Origin of the sequence: Alkanindiges hydrocarboniclasticus, assembly GCF_001982605.1 — a bacterium.
Lineage (GTDB): Bacteria > Pseudomonadota > Gammaproteobacteria > Pseudomonadales > Moraxellaceae > Alkanindiges > Alkanindiges hydrocarboniclasticus.
The window spans coordinates 146,284-162,092 of sequence record NZ_MLCN01000022.1 but is presented as its reverse complement, the minus strand read 5'-3'; the positions used below and the strand labels follow the sequence as shown (position 1 = coordinate 162,092).

Genomic DNA, 15,809 nt, shown 5'->3' with positions numbered 1-15,809 from the left:
ATACAATTCTTTAGAATATGGATTTAACTCATTGAAATTAAAAAATAAATAATTAAGTTGGATGTAATTAAATTTAGATAATATTGACTGGTTATGTTAAAATCCTTTAACTTTTATTTCAAAGTTTTTACTGCGTTAATCTAGCGGTTTTCAAGCAGTAAGTTTCTGATCTGTATTCTAAATAGGCGAAAAGCCAGTAAAGGAGTAGGCATGAGCGTATCGGAAATTCTCCCGATTGCGATTGAGGAAGAACTCAAGCATTCTTATCTTGATTATGCCATGAGCGTCATTGTATCGCGTGCATTGCCAGATGTGCGCGATGGTCTAAAACCTGTGCATCGTCGTGTGCTGTTTGCCATGCACGAGCTGGGCAACGATTACAACAAAGCCTATAAAAAATCTGCCCGTGTGGTGGGCGATGTAATCGGTAAATATCACCCGCATGGCGATTCTGCCGTGTATGAAACCATTGTTCGTATGGCGCAGAATTTCAGCTTGCGTTATCTGCTGGTGGATGGTCAGGGTAACTTTGGTTCCGTCGATGGCGATAGTGCAGCGGCCATGCGTTATACCGAAGTCCGTATGACCCGTCTGGCGCATGAGTTACTGGCCGACCTTGAAAAAGACACGGTTGACTGGGAAGAAAACTATGACGGTTCTGAGCAGATTCCACAGGTTTTGCCAACCCGTATTCCTAACCTGCTGATTAATGGTGCTGCTGGTATTGCGGTTGGTATGGCCACCAATATGGCACCGCATAACCTCACTGAAGTGATTAATGCCTGTCTGGCCTATGTGGATGATAGCCACATTACGATTGAAGGCCTGATGGAGCATATCAGCGGTCCTGACTTTCCAACTGGCGGTATTATTTACGGTAAATCAGGTATTGTTGATGCCTACCGCACGGGTAAAGGTCGCCTGCATATCCGTGGCAAGTATCATTTTGAAGAAGATGAAAAAACTGGCCGTATTACCATTGTTTTTACTGAAATTCCGTATCAGGCCAATAAGGCGCGTGTTATTGAACGCATTGCCGAGCTGGTTAAAGAGAAAAAGCTGGAAGGCATTTCCGAGCTTCGTGATGAATCCGACAAGGACGGTATGCGGATTGCCATTGATTTAAAGCGTAATGAAAACGCGGAAATCATTGTTAATAACCTGTTTTTGCATACCCCGCTACAAAGCTCTTTTAGCATCAACATGGTTTGTCTGGATAACGGCCAGCCCAAATTGATGAACTTAAAAGACTTGATTGCGGCATTTATCCGTCATCGTCAGGAAGTGGTTACCCGTCGGACCATGTTTGAATTACGCAAGGCGCGTGAACGTGGGCATATTCTGGAAGGTCTGGCGGTAGCGCTGGCCAACATCGACGACATCATTGATACCATCAAAACCTCGGCCAATCCGGGTGAGGCACGTGAGCGCCTGCTGGCGGGCATGTGGCAGGCTGGTGGCGTACTGGCCTTGCTGGAAAAATCAGGTCACAAATCTGTCCGTCCTGATGAAATTGAGGGTGAAGATTTAACCAAACCGTTTGGCCTGACTGAAAACCAGTATCGTTTGTCGCCTGCTCAGGTGGGTGCCATTTTAGAGTTGCGCCTGCATCGCTTGACTGGTCTGGAGCAGGACAAACTGCTGGGCGAATATAGCGAAATTCTGGGACAAATTGCCGAGCTGCAAGCCATTCTGGACAGTTTTGAGTTGCTAATGGATGTCATCCGTGCCGAACTGCGCGCTATTCTGGATCAATATGGTGATGGCCGCCGTTCTGAAATTATTGAATCCCGTGTTGATTTCTCGCGTGAAGATCTGATTCCTGAAGAACAGGTGGTACTGACCGTTTCCAAAGCTGGTTATGCCAAGACCCAGCCGTTGTCTGATTATGCGGCGCAGCGTCGTGGTGGTCGTGGCAAGTCTGCCACCAGCATGAAGGAAGATGATTTTATCCAGCATCTGGTGGTGACATCCAACCACGCTACTGTGTTGTGCTTTACCAATGTTGGTAAGGTTTATAGCCTTAAAGTTTATGAAGTACCACAGGCATCACGCGGTTCACGTGGTCGCCCCATGGTGAATTTATTGCCGCTGGATGCCGCTGAAACCATTACTGCCATTTTGCCGGTTATTGATATCCCAAAGAAATTTAAAGAACGGTTTGTCAATTTCAAGGCTTTTGTCAAAGCACAGGGTACTCTACTACAGGCCGAGGCTTTAATTGCAGAGCATTTCCCGCAGCTTGAAGCAGTGCTTTCCGGCTTAAGTGAAGATAGTGTTGATGAACTGCCTGAAACCCTTAAAGAGCCTTTAAAGGCGCTGCATGCACTATTTACTAGCCAGAGCACGGCAGCTATTGAAGGTGAGCCGACTCAATCTACTGTGCTTACGCAATTTGCAGCACAGGTTGAAAACATAGTTAAAAATTACTATGTGTTTATGGCTACCCAGTGCGGAACTGTCAAGCGTGTTGAGCTGGAACAGTTTAGCAACGTGCGCTCAAATGGTTTGCGTGCCATTGAGCTTAATGGTGATGACACGCTGATTGGTGTTGCCATTACTGATGGCGAGCAGCAAATCATGCTGTTCTCCAATGAAGGCAAGGCGATTCGTTTTGCAGAAATCGATGCACGTGCCATGGGCCGTACTGCCAAGGGTGTGCGTGGCATGCGTATTGGCGGTGCTCAGGAAGTCGAGCAGGAGCTTGATCAGGAGCAAGTGGCCGACAGTGATGATCAGGATGATAGCGATAGCAGCTGTGATAGCATGGGTGCGCGTATTGTCTCGCTGGTTGTCGTGCCAGAAAATGGTGAAGTACTGACCGCCTGTGCCAATGGCTACGGTAAGCGTACCCCGGTTGGTGATTATCCCACCAAAAAACGCGGTGGTAAGGGGGTAATTGCCATTAAGACCAGCGAGCGTAACGGTGAACTGGTAGGTGCAGTTGCTATTGATGAGCATCATGAACTGCTACTGATTTCCAATGGCGGTACACTGGTGCGTATCCGTGCATCAGAAATTGCCACCACTGGCCGTAATGCTCAGGGTGTGCGTCTGATCCGTGTGGGTGACGATGAGGTGCTGGTTGGCGTGGTGTCTCTGGATGATATTGCAGATGTAGAAGACATTGCGGCTGACGATACAAGCACGGATGACATTGTTGCTGATGCAGATAGTGAGGCTGAATTAGTCACTGATGAAGGTCAGGCTGAATCTGATCAGCAGGCTACTGATTCTGCTGAATAAGTCCAGCTAAAAATAAAAAAGGACGTTATGGCTGCATTTAACGTCCTTTTTTATTGGGCTTCATTTTTATAAGATAAAGTTTTTAGCTTAGCCACCCAGTTTGGTTAGCATAAAGGCTGTCAAAAAGCCTAGTACAGTAATCAGTCCTGTCCAGTCATGGGCATTTTCAAAGGCTTCTGGAATCATGGTATCGGCAATCATTGCCAATATGGCACCGGCTGCAACAGCCATAGTTGCAGCAATGACCTCATTGGAAAATACATTGAACACGCCATAACCGGTAATGGCAGCAACACCACTAATTAATGTAATCCCGCCCCAGATTGCAAAAATATACAGCTTGGAGCGTCCAGCTTTTTTCATGCCTGCTGCGCTGGACATCCCTTCTGGAATGTTGGACAGGAAAATCGCAATAACCGCCACCAGGCTAACCTTGCTGCCACCTAGCATGGATAAGCCAATAACGATGGATTCAGGAATACCATCCAGTAGTGCCCCAACTGCAATTGCAGCGCCTCCATTTGCAGCAGTTTGCGCTTCTTTTGCTTGCTGCTGGCCAGAGCGTTTGCGATGCTTGGCACCATATCTGGCCAGTGTCCGGTTGGCTAGCGTATATATTATTGCACCTGTCACAAAACCCAACGCGGTTGCATTAAAGCCTCCCTGCTTATAGGCTTTATCCATTAGTTCAAAGGACAGGGCGGAAATTAAAACGCCACTACCAAATGCCATAATTGCCGCTATAAAACGGCTGGGAACTTTAAGAAAATAACCTGTTGTTGCGCCAATCAGCAATGCACCACCAGCCAGCCAGCCCCACAGACCAGCCTGTAACCAGATTGGCATCTCTTTTTCTCCAAAAAATGAATTTTCTTGCCCAAGTTTGAAAAAACATGGCTACTTAGGCAAGAGGTTTTATGCTTAAATAGTGCCTCTTTTTTTCTTGTTTTTATAAGGAATATCCATGCGCGCGTATAATTTTTGCGCCGGCCCAGCGGCTTTACCTACTCCTGTACTTGAACGTGCCCAGCAAGAGCTGACCAACTGGCATGATCGTGGCTTGTCCATTATGGAAATGAGCCATCGCAGTAGTGATTATGTCGCAGTTGCCCAAAAGGCCGAAGCAGACTTGCGCAAGTTGCTGAATATTCCCGACAATTACAAAGTGCTGTTTTTACAAGGTGGCGCCAGCCTGCAATTCTCGGCAATTCCGTTAAATTTGCTGGGTAAAAATACCCGTGCCGATTATGTGCATACGGGTATCTGGTCTGAAAAAGCATTGAAGGAAGCCCAGCGTTATGGCGACATTAATGTCATTGAAGCAGGCCGCACTGTTGATGGCAAGTTTGCCATTGCCCCGCAGAGTGAATGGCAACTAAGTGACAATGCGGCTTATCTGCACTATGTGGACAATGAAACTATTGGTGGTTTGCAGTTTGACTTTATTCCAGACAGTAATGCACCGCTGGTTGCCGATTTTTCTTCCAGCATTTTGTCTGCTCCACTAGATGTTAGCAAATTTGGCATTATTTACGCTGGTGCGCAAAAGAACATTGGCCCAGCTGGCCTGACCATTGTAATTGTGCGTGACCACTTACTGGATCAGGCACGCCCTGATATCCCCAGCATTTTAAAATATAGCGATCAGGCAAAAAATGATTCAATGGTTAATACGCCATCTACCTTTGCCTGGTATTTATCTGGACTGGTGTTTGAATGGTTGCTGGAGCAGGGCGGAGTTGAAGCAATCCAGCAGGTGAACCTGCAAAAGGCCCAGTTGCTGTATGGCTACATTGATCAAAGCGATTTTTATGCAAATCCGATAGCCCTTCAGAATCGTTCCATCATGAATGTGCCATTTACCTTAAAAGACAGCAATCTGGAAAAAATATTTTTGAAAGAGGCTGAAGGTGCTGGCTTGCTTAATCTGGCTGGACATCGTTCTGTAGGCGGTATGCGTGCCAGTATTTATAATGCCGTACCGTTGCAAGGCGTACAGGCACTGGTCGCATTTATGCAGGACTTTGCCCAAAAGCATGGTTAAAACTTAAAGCCATTGCCTTAAAAATTTTGGCTGATACTCCCATGATACTTAGTTTCCGGCCAGCCACCATGCAGGATGCCAGTGCCTTGGTGGCACTGGTAAACCGGGCTTATCGGCCCACATCGGGTCAGGAAGGCTGGACCCACGAGTCAAACTGGATTACTGCGCAACGCATTAGCCTTGAGCAACTGCAAAGCCTGCTACAGCAACCCTCAAATTATTTGCTGATTGCAGAGTGTCTACCGCTTGAGAAACATAACCCGCAAATCGTAGGTTGTGTATTGTTAAGCTGGCATAGCCCTGTTTTACAGATTGGCCTGCTCACTGTTGAACCTCACTATCAGGCGCAGCATATTGGCAGGCAGCTACTGGATTATGCCGAGCAGCAGGGTCGTCAGCTTTTTCAGCCTGATATATTTGAGATGTCTGTGGTGCATACCCGTCAGGAATTAATAGCTTACTATGAACGGCGAGGTTACCAGCAAACCGGTCAAATTAAGCCATATCCCCTGGATCAGAATGTGGGAACACCGAAGCAGCCTTTACATTTATTAATCATGCAAAAAATTGCCTAAACCACGCAATAAAAAGCCCCGCATGGATAGCAGGGCAATGCGTGTGTCACAAGCAGGCAAAAATCAAAGCCGTGCCAGTTGCTGATCCTGCTTGATGTTTTCCAGATAAGCCCGGATACGCGTTACATAAGTAATGCATTGTTTGTATCGTGGGTTTGCTTTGGAATTAGCCGATAAATACTGGTATACATCCACCCAGCTGTCAGGGTTTTTACCCTTACGCTTAACTGTGTTGCGTACCTTGTTTAGCGCACCGGGACCCATATTGTAAGCAGCCAAAGCAAACCAGACCTGATCCGGCTTGGCAATATGGTTGTACTGGGTCAGCATGAGGCGAAAATACTGGGCACCTCCCTGAATGCTTTGGGTGGGATCACGACGATCCTCCACGCCCATTTCCCGGGCAGTGCCCTGAGTAAGCATCATCAAACCAGTCACGCCAGTCGGGGAAACCGAGGCCGGGTTCAGATAGGATTCCTGATAGCCAATTGCTGCCAGCAAATGCCAGTCCAGCTGGTGCTTTTTGGCAGTTTTCTGGAAACTGGCCTTATACACTGGCAAGCGCTTGCTAATGTCACGATAAAAAACCTGTTGTGCGGTTTTATTCATCACATTACGGTCATAAAACGCCGCCAACTTGGATAATGTGCCTTGCTGTTTGTTACTACAGATAAAACCATTGGCAGTGGCCGCAATGGGGTCGGTAGCGTCCTTGAATGACCAGCTTAAATGGGTACTTAAACCATACTGGCTCAGGGTTTTCTGGTCACCACAGCTGATATCCATTGCAATGAGCGATTTTTTCTCAATCAGTGCCGGTTCGGCCGTAGTCAGGGCAAAGTCAGCCTGACCTTTTTTAACCATATCCAGCGCAGCCGCACTATTGGATGCAGTCTTGAACTTAAAGTTGACATTCAGGTCGTTAGCATAGGCACGGGCCAGGTCATAACCAAAACCATGCAGGAACTGGTCTTCCTTAAAAAAGGTGCTACTGCCTTCAACGCCAACAACAGTCAGGGTTTTTTTGCCCACTACCTTGTCATACTGGGTAACCGGGCTACTACTAAAGCTATGAAGGGGAAGAAATAAGGTAGAAAGTAAAGCAATACGAAATGTTGAAGAAAACCGGTTTGGCTTAGAAAGTGCAAAAGCAGGCTTCAAACTCAAACCGCCGGAGTTATGGCGCATGGGTGTCTCCATCTTACGCTAGGCAGTGCAGCCTGACCTAATGCATAGGCAGATAAGCACTAACTAATGGTTGAGGTACGGCATCGCATGACGTCATTCCAGACGACAAAACTAGGATTAACCTGATAAATAGGTTATTTATTTACTGATTGTTACAAATTAACCATCTAGGTGATTAATTTCTGAGCTGACAATACTAGACTTTTATAATGTGTTTGTCAAATTTTGTATGAAATGTGCGCCACTATGTAATTTGCATGTTGATTGTTGGGCAAGTTGACAAAAACTTCATCGTCGACCTGTTTACCCAGCAGTGCCCGGGCTAAGGGTGACTCAATGCTAATCCAGTGTTTTTCGGGCACAAATTCATCTGAACCGACAATGCGGATTTTTAAAATCTCGCCCTGATCATTTTCGAGTTCAACGAAAGCGCCAAAAAAAATCCGTTCAGGCTGGTCTGGTAAACGATCAATTACTTTTAAGTCAGGCAATCTTTTTTGTAAAAAACGGATACGGCGGTCAGTTTCACGCAGTAATTTTTTGCCATAAATATATTCTGCATTTTCCGAGCGGTCACCCAAAGCGGCTGCTTCACTGACGGCACGGGTCAGTTCTGGGCGTCTTACCCGTAACAAATAGCTCAACTCATCAGATAAGACTTTATAGCCTTCTGCAGTAATATAGGGTGCTCTGGACATAACTGTTCTTAAAACCGGAAAATATAAATTTTAAATAACTGGGCTTATAAAGCAACTTGTAGCCGCGGTATAGCAGGGTATTTGGTAAAAACAGGGCTTTTAATTAAACCAAGACATTCAGATAAAACAAGGTATTGCCCAGTAAGCATTAAGGCCTGCTTTCGGAGGACAATGCATTATTTTGAGCCAGTTTTTGCCGTGCCGTTTCAATCACATATTTAATCTTGTCAATCTGGAACAGGGTTGCTTCTTCACCCGCCAGAATATTCTGCGTGCGGGAATCCAATGAGAAAATATGCTGCTTTTCCCGGATATTGGGTTGAATAACTACATGGGCATCTTTTAATTCATAAGAAGCCAGCCGGTTTTGCATCACATTAATATTCTGATTAAACAGCCCCCAGATATTGGTGGTCGGGGTGTTTTCCGGTTGCGCAAGAATATTCACTGCAATAATCACATCGGCACCCAGACTTTTGGCCACTTCAACCGGTACTGGGCTGACAAGGCCACCATCAACATATTCTTTTTTGCGAATGGATGTAGGCACAAACATACTGGGAATAGATACGGATGCGCTTACAGCCTGTCCGGTATTGCCATAATTAAATACTGCCCGTGTGCCGGTTTGCAGCTCGGTTGCTACCACAAAAAAGGGAATATCCAGTTGTTCAAGCGGACGGTTTTCTACTTGCCTGTTAACAAAGTCCCTTACTTTTTCGCTGTTAAAAAAGCCCTGACGGCTTAGGGTAATATCGCGCACATCCGAACTTTTTAGGCTACTGGCAATTTTGTCCATCTGGTCTGCATTTTTCCCACTGGCATATAGCGCACCGACAATACTTCCAGCGCTGGTGCCCACAATCAGTTGTGGCTTAATGCCATAGCTTTCCAGTATTCTGATAACGCCAATATGAGCATAACCGCGTGCGCCACCACTCCCCAGTACCAGTGCCACCATTGGCTGGTTTTTCCCTAGTTTCTGTTTTAAGGCTATGCCGGCCTTTTGTAGTTCATATTCACGGGCATCGGCAATCGCCGTGACTGTGGCTGGTGGCGGTGCAACCACATGCGTACAGCCACTTAGCAGAATACTGCCGACAAGCAGCACATGTTTTAAACAACTGAACTGAACCGAATGGAATGAAAACATAGTAGTTGGGAAAAAATTTTCTTTTGGCATAGGCAGAAGGAGAGCTCATCAATTGAAATATTTATATGGCTAATTATAAGGAGAGCTTGTCACAGGGTTATAGCAGCGTTCGGTAAAGAAATTTATTACGGGTAATTTACTTTTAATGTTGCAAATGGCAGTGATCTGTCAAATATAAGCCTAAAAAAACAGGCCAAAAGACCTGTTTTTTTAGGCAGGCAAGTGCCTGTTATTTTTCAACACCAGCAGGCTGGCCAGCCAGTTTGGCATTGACATAGTCCCAGTTGATCAGGTGATCAATAAAGGTGCTAATGTATTTTGGGCGTGCATTGCGGAAATCGATGTAGTACGCATGTTCCCATACATCAATGGTCAAAATGGCAGTTTTGCCGTGTGCCATTGGGTTGTCGCCGTTGGCAGTTTTCATGATCGACAGGTCGCCATTCACTTGATCGGCAACCAGCCATGCCCAGCCAGAACCAAACTGGGTGGTTGCAGCTTTGGTAAATTCTTCTACGAATTTTTCGTAGCTACCAAATGCTGCATTGATTTTTTCTGCAACTGCGCCAGTTGGCTGACCACCACCATTTGGTGTCATGCAGTTCCAGTAAAACGTATGGTTCCATACTTGTGCAGCATTATTGAAAATACCTGCTTTACTTGGATCAGCAGCATCACCCGCTGTTGCACGGATAATATCATCCAGCTCTTTGTCTTCAAGGTCAGTGCCCTTGATCAGGTTGTTCAGGTTGGTCACATAAGCCTGATGATGCTTGTCGTGATGGTATTCCAGAGTTTCTTTGCTGATATGCGGCTCAAGCGCGTCATGAGCATAAGGTAAGTCAGGTAGCGTAATTTGTGTCATGGTGTTTTCCTTGCGTTCGCTGGGAAATTGATTTTAAAAACAGCATGTTTTCATAAAACTGTTGGTTTCAAGTATGCCATGCTGCGAGACGGGTACAAAAGCACTAAAGTTTTATAGTTTGGTACTAAGCCCAATGCCAAGTATCAAGTACTAAACCTGTGCTGCTTATAGCGCAGTGGCGTGCTCAGACAGGTAAGAGGCAACCCCGGCTGGTGTTGCTGTCATGCCTTTATCACCTTTTTGCCAGTTGGCTGGGCAGACTTCGCCATGTTGTTCAGTAAATTGCAGCGCATCAACAATACGGATAATTTCATCAATATTGCGGCCCAGTGGCAGGTCATTGATAATTTGTGAGCGTACAATGCCGTCTTTATCAATAATAAATGCACCGCGGAATGCAACACCACCTGCAGACTGTACGTCATAAGCACGTACAATATCCTGTCTGGTGTCAGCAGCCATGGTAAATTTAACCGGGCCAATACCACCCGCATTGACGGGGGTATTACGCCATGCATTGTGGGTAAACTGGGAGTCAATGGACACGCCTACAACTTCAACATTGCGTGCCTTGAATTCTTCAATCTTGTTATCTAGTGCAATAATTTCGGATGGACAAACAAAGGTAAAATCCAGTGGCCAGAAAAACACCAGTGCATATTTGCCTTTGCTGGCTTCGCTAAAGCAATAGGAATCAACTATTTCGCCATTGCCCAGTACAGCGGCCACATTGAAATCGGGTGCTGGCTTTCCAACTAAAACTGCCATGTATTTCTCCAAAATTGTTTAAAAATCAATCAGATTTTTGCTGTGAAAAGAACTGCATTACCATGCCGCAACCAGTTACAGATAGCAAGACTGTAGACTGGTGAAATGCATTTTTTGCTTAAAAAATAGTTCATTGTTCAAAAATTTGATGTCATTAGCAGATTTAAACCGGATTATTAAAGTCCATAAATATGACTTCCAGATTAAATTGCTGTGCCAGCGCCTGGCCTAATCGCCGGATACCACCACGCTCAGTGGCATGATGTCCGCAGGCAAAATAATGAATACCCAATTCTTTTGCCTCATGATAGGTGCGCTCGCTGACTTCTCCCGAAATATAGGCATCGCAGCCAAGCGCGGCAGCCTTATCTAAAAAATCCTGGGCTGCACCAGTACAAAAGCCCACTTTTTGAATGGTGGCTGTTTGACTGGAATCTGTTGCAGCCAGATGTAACGGTGTGCGCTGTAAACGGGCAGCCAGATGCGATATGAAGGCATCCACTGTCATGGGTGTCGCTAGCTCACCCACATTGCCAATAGGCTGGCTTTCAGCAGGATCAAGTGGACCAGTTATTTTAATATCCAGCAGGTCAGCCAGTGCTGCATTGTTACCCAGTGTGACATGTGCATCCAGCGGCAAGTGATAGGCAATCAGGGAAATATTATGCAGCAGCAGTTTTTTAATGCGCTGGCCCTTCATGCCGGTAAGCGGTGCAGGTTCACCTTTCCAGAAATAACCATGATGCACCATCAGCACGTCGGCATTGGCAGCAATCGCGGCATCAATGGCTTCTTGCGATGCAGTAACGGCAGTAACGATTTTATGAACGGTATGGCTGCCTTCAATTTGCAGGCCATTGGGGCAGTAATCCTTAAATGCCTTCACATTTAAGGTACTATTACACCATGCCAATAATTGATTTAACTCAACCATAACAACAATACTCTATTCAATTGATTAATTTGTACTTAAACACTTTACAATAATTGCCAGACCCATGTGTGGTTTATTGCCTGACCTTTAACTTGTCAGGCTAATATTTGGGTGGGTATTGGCACTTCCAGTAAGCCATTATACTGACAGTAAAGTAGCAGATAAAAAGGGGTATGCACGTGCGTCGCACCATTATTTGGTTACCTTGGATATTATTATTTATTTTTGCCGCCGGCTTTTTTGTCTGGCACAAACAAACCAAGCCGGTAGAGCCCGTTATGGCCAATTTGCCAGCCGAAAAACAAAAACCACTGTTGTCTACTGCGCCTCAGGGCGGCGTAGTTTCCTATAATCGGGCAGTTAAGGTTGCAGCGCCAGCCGTAGTAAATATCTTTACTACCCAAAAAGTTGTTGCCCATCCGCAAATTGAAGACCCGGTATTACGCAAATTTTTTGAGCGCCAGTTTCCACAGGAAAGCGGCGATGATGAAACCAGCTTGGGTTCTGGCGTTATTGTAAGTAAAGATGGTTATATTTTAACCAATAATCATGTGGTAGCACAGGCTGAACAAATTGTAGTTGCGCTACAGGATGGTCGCCGTGCAACGGCCACGGTTATTGGCACAGATCCGGATACTGATCTGGCTGTCATCAAGATTGAGCTTAGCAATCTTCCGGTACTGCCTTTTAAAAATTCTCCCAGCGAAGTAGGCGATGTGGTGCTGGCAATTGGTAATCCGTTTGGGGTAGGGCAAACCGTTACTCAGGGTATTATCTCGGCAACTGGACGTTCAGGGCTTGGCATTAATACCTATGAGGATTTTATCCAGACAGATGCCGCTATTAATCCTGGCAATTCCGGTGGCGCACTTATTGATGTATCCGGTAATCTGGTTGGCATCAATACCGCTATTTTTTCCAGAACCGGGGGTTCACTGGGGATTGGATTTGCCATTCCTGCGCGACTGGCCCAGCAGGTGTGGCAGTCCATTCTGTCAGATGGCAAAGTCACCCGTGGCTGGCTGGGTATTGAAGTTAAAGGCATCGATCCTTCCGAGTTTCCAACCACCACTGTACCGGATACCGGTGTACAAGTGATGGGTGTTTTGGCCAAGGGTCCGGCAGATCAGGGCGGTTTGAAAAAAGGCGATATTATTTTGTCTATCAATAACCAGCCTATGCAAAGTGCAACCCAGCTTATTAAATGGGTTGCTCAGCAAAAGCCAAATACTATGATTAACATGCTGGTGAAGCGTAACAAGGAAAATATCAGCCTAAAAATTACAGTGGCTGAACGTCCGCAGCAAAAAAATACCCCAGTAATGGAATTACCGGGCTGGATGGAGTAATTTCTGGTTATGATGTTGATTAAACCTTAAACATAAAAAAACCGCTCGTAATGAGCGGTTTTTTTCTATCGAACTTTAATGACTCTACAGCAATAGCTTTATACCAATCGGGTCAGACCTGAAAGCGGGATAAATCTTCTTCCGGACGGGCAGTAAGCACCTCAATACCGGTTTCAGTCACTAAAATAGTATGTTCCCACTGGGCTGACAGCTTGTGGTCTTTGGTGACTACCGTCCAGTTGTCACCCAGCAGGCGGGTTTGCCAAACCCCAGCATTCACCATCGGTTCAATCGTAAAGGTCATGCCGGCTTCCAGACGCATGCCGGTGCCTGCCTTGCCATAGTGCAGGATTTGTGGATCGTCATGAAAAGTGGTACCAATACCATGACCGCAGTATTCACGCACCACACTAAAGCGTTCGGATTCCACATATTTTTGAATGGCCGCACCAATATCACCCACATAGGAACCGGCTTTAACCGTTTCCATGCCTTTATACATGGCTTCCTGTGCAACTGCACAAATACGCGTTGCCAGTACCGAACCTTCACCAATAATAAACATCTTGCTGGTGTCGCCATGGTAACCATCCTTAATCACAGTGACATCGATATTGACGATATCGCCGTTTTTCAGAATTTTGGTTTCTGATGGAATGCCATGACACACCACATGATTCACTGAAGTACAGATTACCGCAGGGAAGGGCTTACGACCATGACCGCCCCCATAGCCCAGACAGGCTGGAATGGCATTTTGCACATTGACGATATAGTCATGGCACAGTTTGTCTAGCTCAAGCGTGCTTACACCAGCTTTGACAAAAGGCGTAATCATGGTTAGCACCTCGGCTGCCAAGCGTCCTGCAATGCGCATTTTTTCAATGGCTTCAGGCGATTTGATCAGATGCCGGTTTGGTGAGCTAAAACTATTCATGGGCTTAATTTTTTTTGGCAAAAATGACCTATATATGGTATAAATAGCGCCCCGTTTTAGCAAATGCTTTTGGGTAATAATTTTTAGCAAAGTTATTTATTCAAAAACCGTTGTTCAGACGGTTAATCCCACACATATGTCGACACATTGATCTGGGTGCTTTTGTGTTTGTTAAAAACACAAAAGTGGACAATGAGGACATATGGAGGCCTAACCCATTTTAAGGTAAATATCATGGCAGAATATAACGTAAGCATGCGCGACCTGTTACAGGCCGGTGCACACTTTGGTCACCAAACCCGTTTCTGGAACCCAAAAATGGGTCCATACATTTTTGGTGCACGCAACAAGATTCACATTATTAACCTGGAACACACAGTTCCTGCGTTAAACGATGCCCTAAATTTTGTAAACAATCTGGCAAGCAAAAAGAACAAGGTACTGTTTGTTGGTACCAAGCGCGCTGCCAGCAACATCATCCGTGAACAAGCCCAACGTGCTGGCCAGCCTTATGTTGACCATCGCTGGTTAGGTGGCATGCTGACCAACTGGAAAACCCTGCGTCAGTCGATCAATCGCTTAAAAGAGCTTGAAGTGCAATCTCAGGACGGTACTTTCGCCAAGCTGACCAAGCGTGAAGCGCTAGAACGCACCCGCGAAATGGAAAAGCTTGAGCGCTCACTGGGTGGTGTTAAGAACATGGGCGGTTTGCCAGATGCACTGTTCATCATTGACGTTGACCATGAATCCATTGCCATTAAAGAAGCCAAAAACCTGGGTATTCCGGTCATTGGTATCGTTGACACCAATTCTAATCCAGATGGCGTTGATTACATCATTCCTGGTAATGACGATGCGATCCGTGCTGTGACCCTGTACGCCAGCTCTATGGCAAATGCAATTCTGGCTGGTAAAGAATATGCGCAAACCCAGGGTGGTGCTCAGGCTAAAGCTGCCGAGCCAGCTGAACAGGCTAGCGAAGAAACTGCTGCTACCGACGCTTAATGTTGGATACATCGGTCTTATTGGCAGATTTTCATGGTTATGACATGGTTTAACGTCACCATTCACCAGTAGTCCGATGTAACGGCCCAGGCGGTAACCCCAATGGGCCGTTTTTATTTGTAATTAAATTCTTGATTTAAATGACAGTTTAGGAGACAAGCATGACTGCAATTAGCGCAAGCATGGTAAAAGAATTACGTGACCGTACTGGCCTTGGCATGATGGAATGCAAAAAAGCATTATCAGAAGCTGGTGGTGATATTGAAGTAGCCATTGATAACCTGCGTAAGTCTGGTCAGGCTAAAGCTGCCAAAAAAGCTGGCAATATTGCTGCTGACGGCGCCATTATTATTGCTCAGGACGGCAACCGTGCTTTACTGCTTGAAGTAAACAGCCAGACTGACTTTGTTGCCAAAGACGAAAACTTTACCAAATTTGCCAACCGTGTGGCTGAAGTTGCATTGGCAAACAATGCCACCGACGCTGCTGAAATTGCAAACCTGAAATTTGATGACACTCTGACTGTTGAAGAAGCACGTGTTGAGCTGGTTCAAAAAATCGGTGAAAACATTCAGGTACGTCGTGGTTACATCGTTGAAGGTGAAAAACTGGCCACTTACAGACATGGTCTGAAAATTGGTGTTGTAGTTGCCTACACCGGTGGCGATGAAGAAACTGGCAAAGGCGTTGCCATGCACGTTGCTGCGTTTAATCCAGCCGCTGTAAATGCTGAAGATGTTCCTGCTGAAATTCTGGCCAAGGAAAAAGAAATTGCTGAAGCCAAGGCAATTGAGTCTGGCAAGCCTGCCAATATCGTTGAAAAAATGGTTCAGGGTAGTCTGGACAAATACCTCAATGAAGTAACCCTGTTACGTCAGGCTTATGTCATCGACAACGAAAAGAAAGTTGGCGACGTACTAAAAGCTGCTGGCTTGACTGTTACTGAATTCAAGCGCTTTGAAGTTGGTGAAGGCATTGAGAAAAAAGAAGTAAACTTTGCTGACGAAGTTGCTGCTGCTCAAGCTGAAGCGGCCAAGTAATTTGTTT

Annotated in this window: 13 protein-coding genes and 1 pseudogene; 6 read left to right on the top strand and 8 right to left on the bottom strand. The window is 45.8% G+C overall.

From position 1 onward, the window contains the following. Nucleotides 1-210: 210 nt before the first annotated feature. Nucleotides 211-3,103: pseudogene (gene gyrA, locus BKE30_RS08905) on the top strand (DNA gyrase subunit A); the annotation flags it as partial. 230 nt (nt 3,104-3,333) lie between these two features. Here the strand turns inward: gyrA and BKE30_RS08900 are convergent. Continuing rightward, complete coding sequence (locus BKE30_RS08900) at nt 3,334-4,092, bottom strand: ZIP family metal transporter (RefSeq protein WP_076878228.1); 759 nt, start codon at nt 4,090-4,092, stop codon at nt 3,334-3,336. Between the two features lie 118 nt (nt 4,093-4,210). On the opposite strand from BKE30_RS08900, the gene serC reads away from it, so the two are divergent. Together serC and BKE30_RS08890 are read left to right on the top strand one after the other, a co-directional pair. Next, on the top strand, nt 4,211-5,290 hold the full coding sequence (gene serC / locus BKE30_RS08895) for a 3-phosphoserine/phosphohydroxythreonine transaminase (protein ID WP_076878227.1): 1,080 nt from the start codon (nt 4,211-4,213) through the stop codon (nt 5,288-5,290). Nucleotides 5,291-5,331: 41 nt separating this feature from the next. Next, a complete protein-coding gene (locus BKE30_RS08890; protein ID WP_076878226.1) occupies nt 5,332-5,865 on the top strand; it encodes a GNAT family N-acetyltransferase in 534 nt (177 codons plus the stop codon). 63 nt (nt 5,866-5,928) lie between these two features. Here the strand turns inward: BKE30_RS08890 and BKE30_RS08885 are convergent, their stop codons facing one another. The 6 genes from BKE30_RS08885 to BKE30_RS08860 form a co-directional block, all read right to left on the bottom strand. Further along, nucleotides 5,929-7,053: an MltF family protein gene (locus BKE30_RS08885; protein WP_076878225.1), complete on the bottom strand. Its 1,125-nt coding sequence runs from the start codon at nt 7,051-7,053 to the stop codon at nt 5,929-5,931. A gap of 218 nt (nt 7,054-7,271) precedes the next feature. Continuing rightward, on the bottom strand, nt 7,272-7,751 hold the full coding sequence (greB, locus tag BKE30_RS08880) for a transcription elongation factor GreB (RefSeq protein WP_076878224.1): 480 nt from the start codon (nt 7,749-7,751) through the stop codon (nt 7,272-7,274). A 148-nt stretch (nt 7,752-7,899) separates the two neighbouring features. Further along, nucleotides 7,900-8,904 carry a patatin-like phospholipase family protein gene (locus BKE30_RS08875; protein ID WP_076878223.1) on the bottom strand — a complete coding sequence of 335 codons (1,005 nt, stop codon included), beginning with the start codon at nt 8,902-8,904 and terminating at the stop codon, nt 7,900-7,902. 229 nt (nt 8,905-9,133) lie between these two features. Then, the gene (locus BKE30_RS08870; RefSeq protein ID WP_076878222.1) at nt 9,134-9,769 is read right to left on the bottom strand and encodes a superoxide dismutase; all 636 of its coding nucleotides are present in this window, start codon (nt 9,767-9,769) and stop codon (nt 9,134-9,136) included. A gap of 165 nt (nt 9,770-9,934) precedes the next feature. Further along, the gene (locus tag BKE30_RS08865; RefSeq protein ID WP_076878221.1) at nt 9,935-10,537 is read right to left on the bottom strand and encodes a peroxiredoxin; all 603 of its coding nucleotides are present in this window, start codon (nt 10,535-10,537) and stop codon (nt 9,935-9,937) included. A 163-nt stretch (nt 10,538-10,700) separates the two neighbouring features. Next, the gene (locus BKE30_RS08860; protein WP_076878220.1) at nt 10,701-11,471 is read right to left on the bottom strand and encodes a Nif3-like dinuclear metal center hexameric protein; all 771 of its coding nucleotides are present in this window, start codon (nt 11,469-11,471) and stop codon (nt 10,701-10,703) included. Between the two features lie 179 nt (nt 11,472-11,650). Between BKE30_RS08860 and BKE30_RS08855 the strand changes: the two genes are divergently transcribed. Then, nucleotides 11,651-12,820: a S1C family serine protease gene (locus BKE30_RS08855; RefSeq protein WP_076878257.1), complete on the top strand. Its 1,170-nt coding sequence runs from the start codon at nt 11,651-11,653 to the stop codon at nt 12,818-12,820. 112 nt (nt 12,821-12,932) lie between these two features. On the opposite strand, the gene map is transcribed toward BKE30_RS08855, so the two are convergent. After that, nucleotides 12,933-13,757, bottom strand: coding sequence for a type I methionyl aminopeptidase (gene map / locus BKE30_RS08850; protein ID WP_076878219.1), 825 nt, complete (start codon nt 13,755-13,757; stop codon nt 12,933-12,935). A 234-nt stretch (nt 13,758-13,991) separates the two neighbouring features. Between map and rpsB the strand changes: the two genes are divergently transcribed. Together rpsB and tsf are read left to right on the top strand one after the other, a co-directional pair. Continuing rightward, complete coding sequence (gene rpsB / locus BKE30_RS08845; RefSeq protein ID WP_076878218.1) at nt 13,992-14,762, top strand: 30S ribosomal protein S2; 771 nt, start codon at nt 13,992-13,994, stop codon at nt 14,760-14,762. A 161-nt stretch (nt 14,763-14,923) separates the two neighbouring features. Further along, the gene (tsf, locus tag BKE30_RS08840) at nt 14,924-15,802 is read left to right on the top strand and encodes a translation elongation factor Ts (RefSeq protein WP_076878217.1); all 879 of its coding nucleotides are present in this window, start codon (nt 14,924-14,926) and stop codon (nt 15,800-15,802) included. Nucleotides 15,803-15,809: the final 7 nt, after the last annotated feature.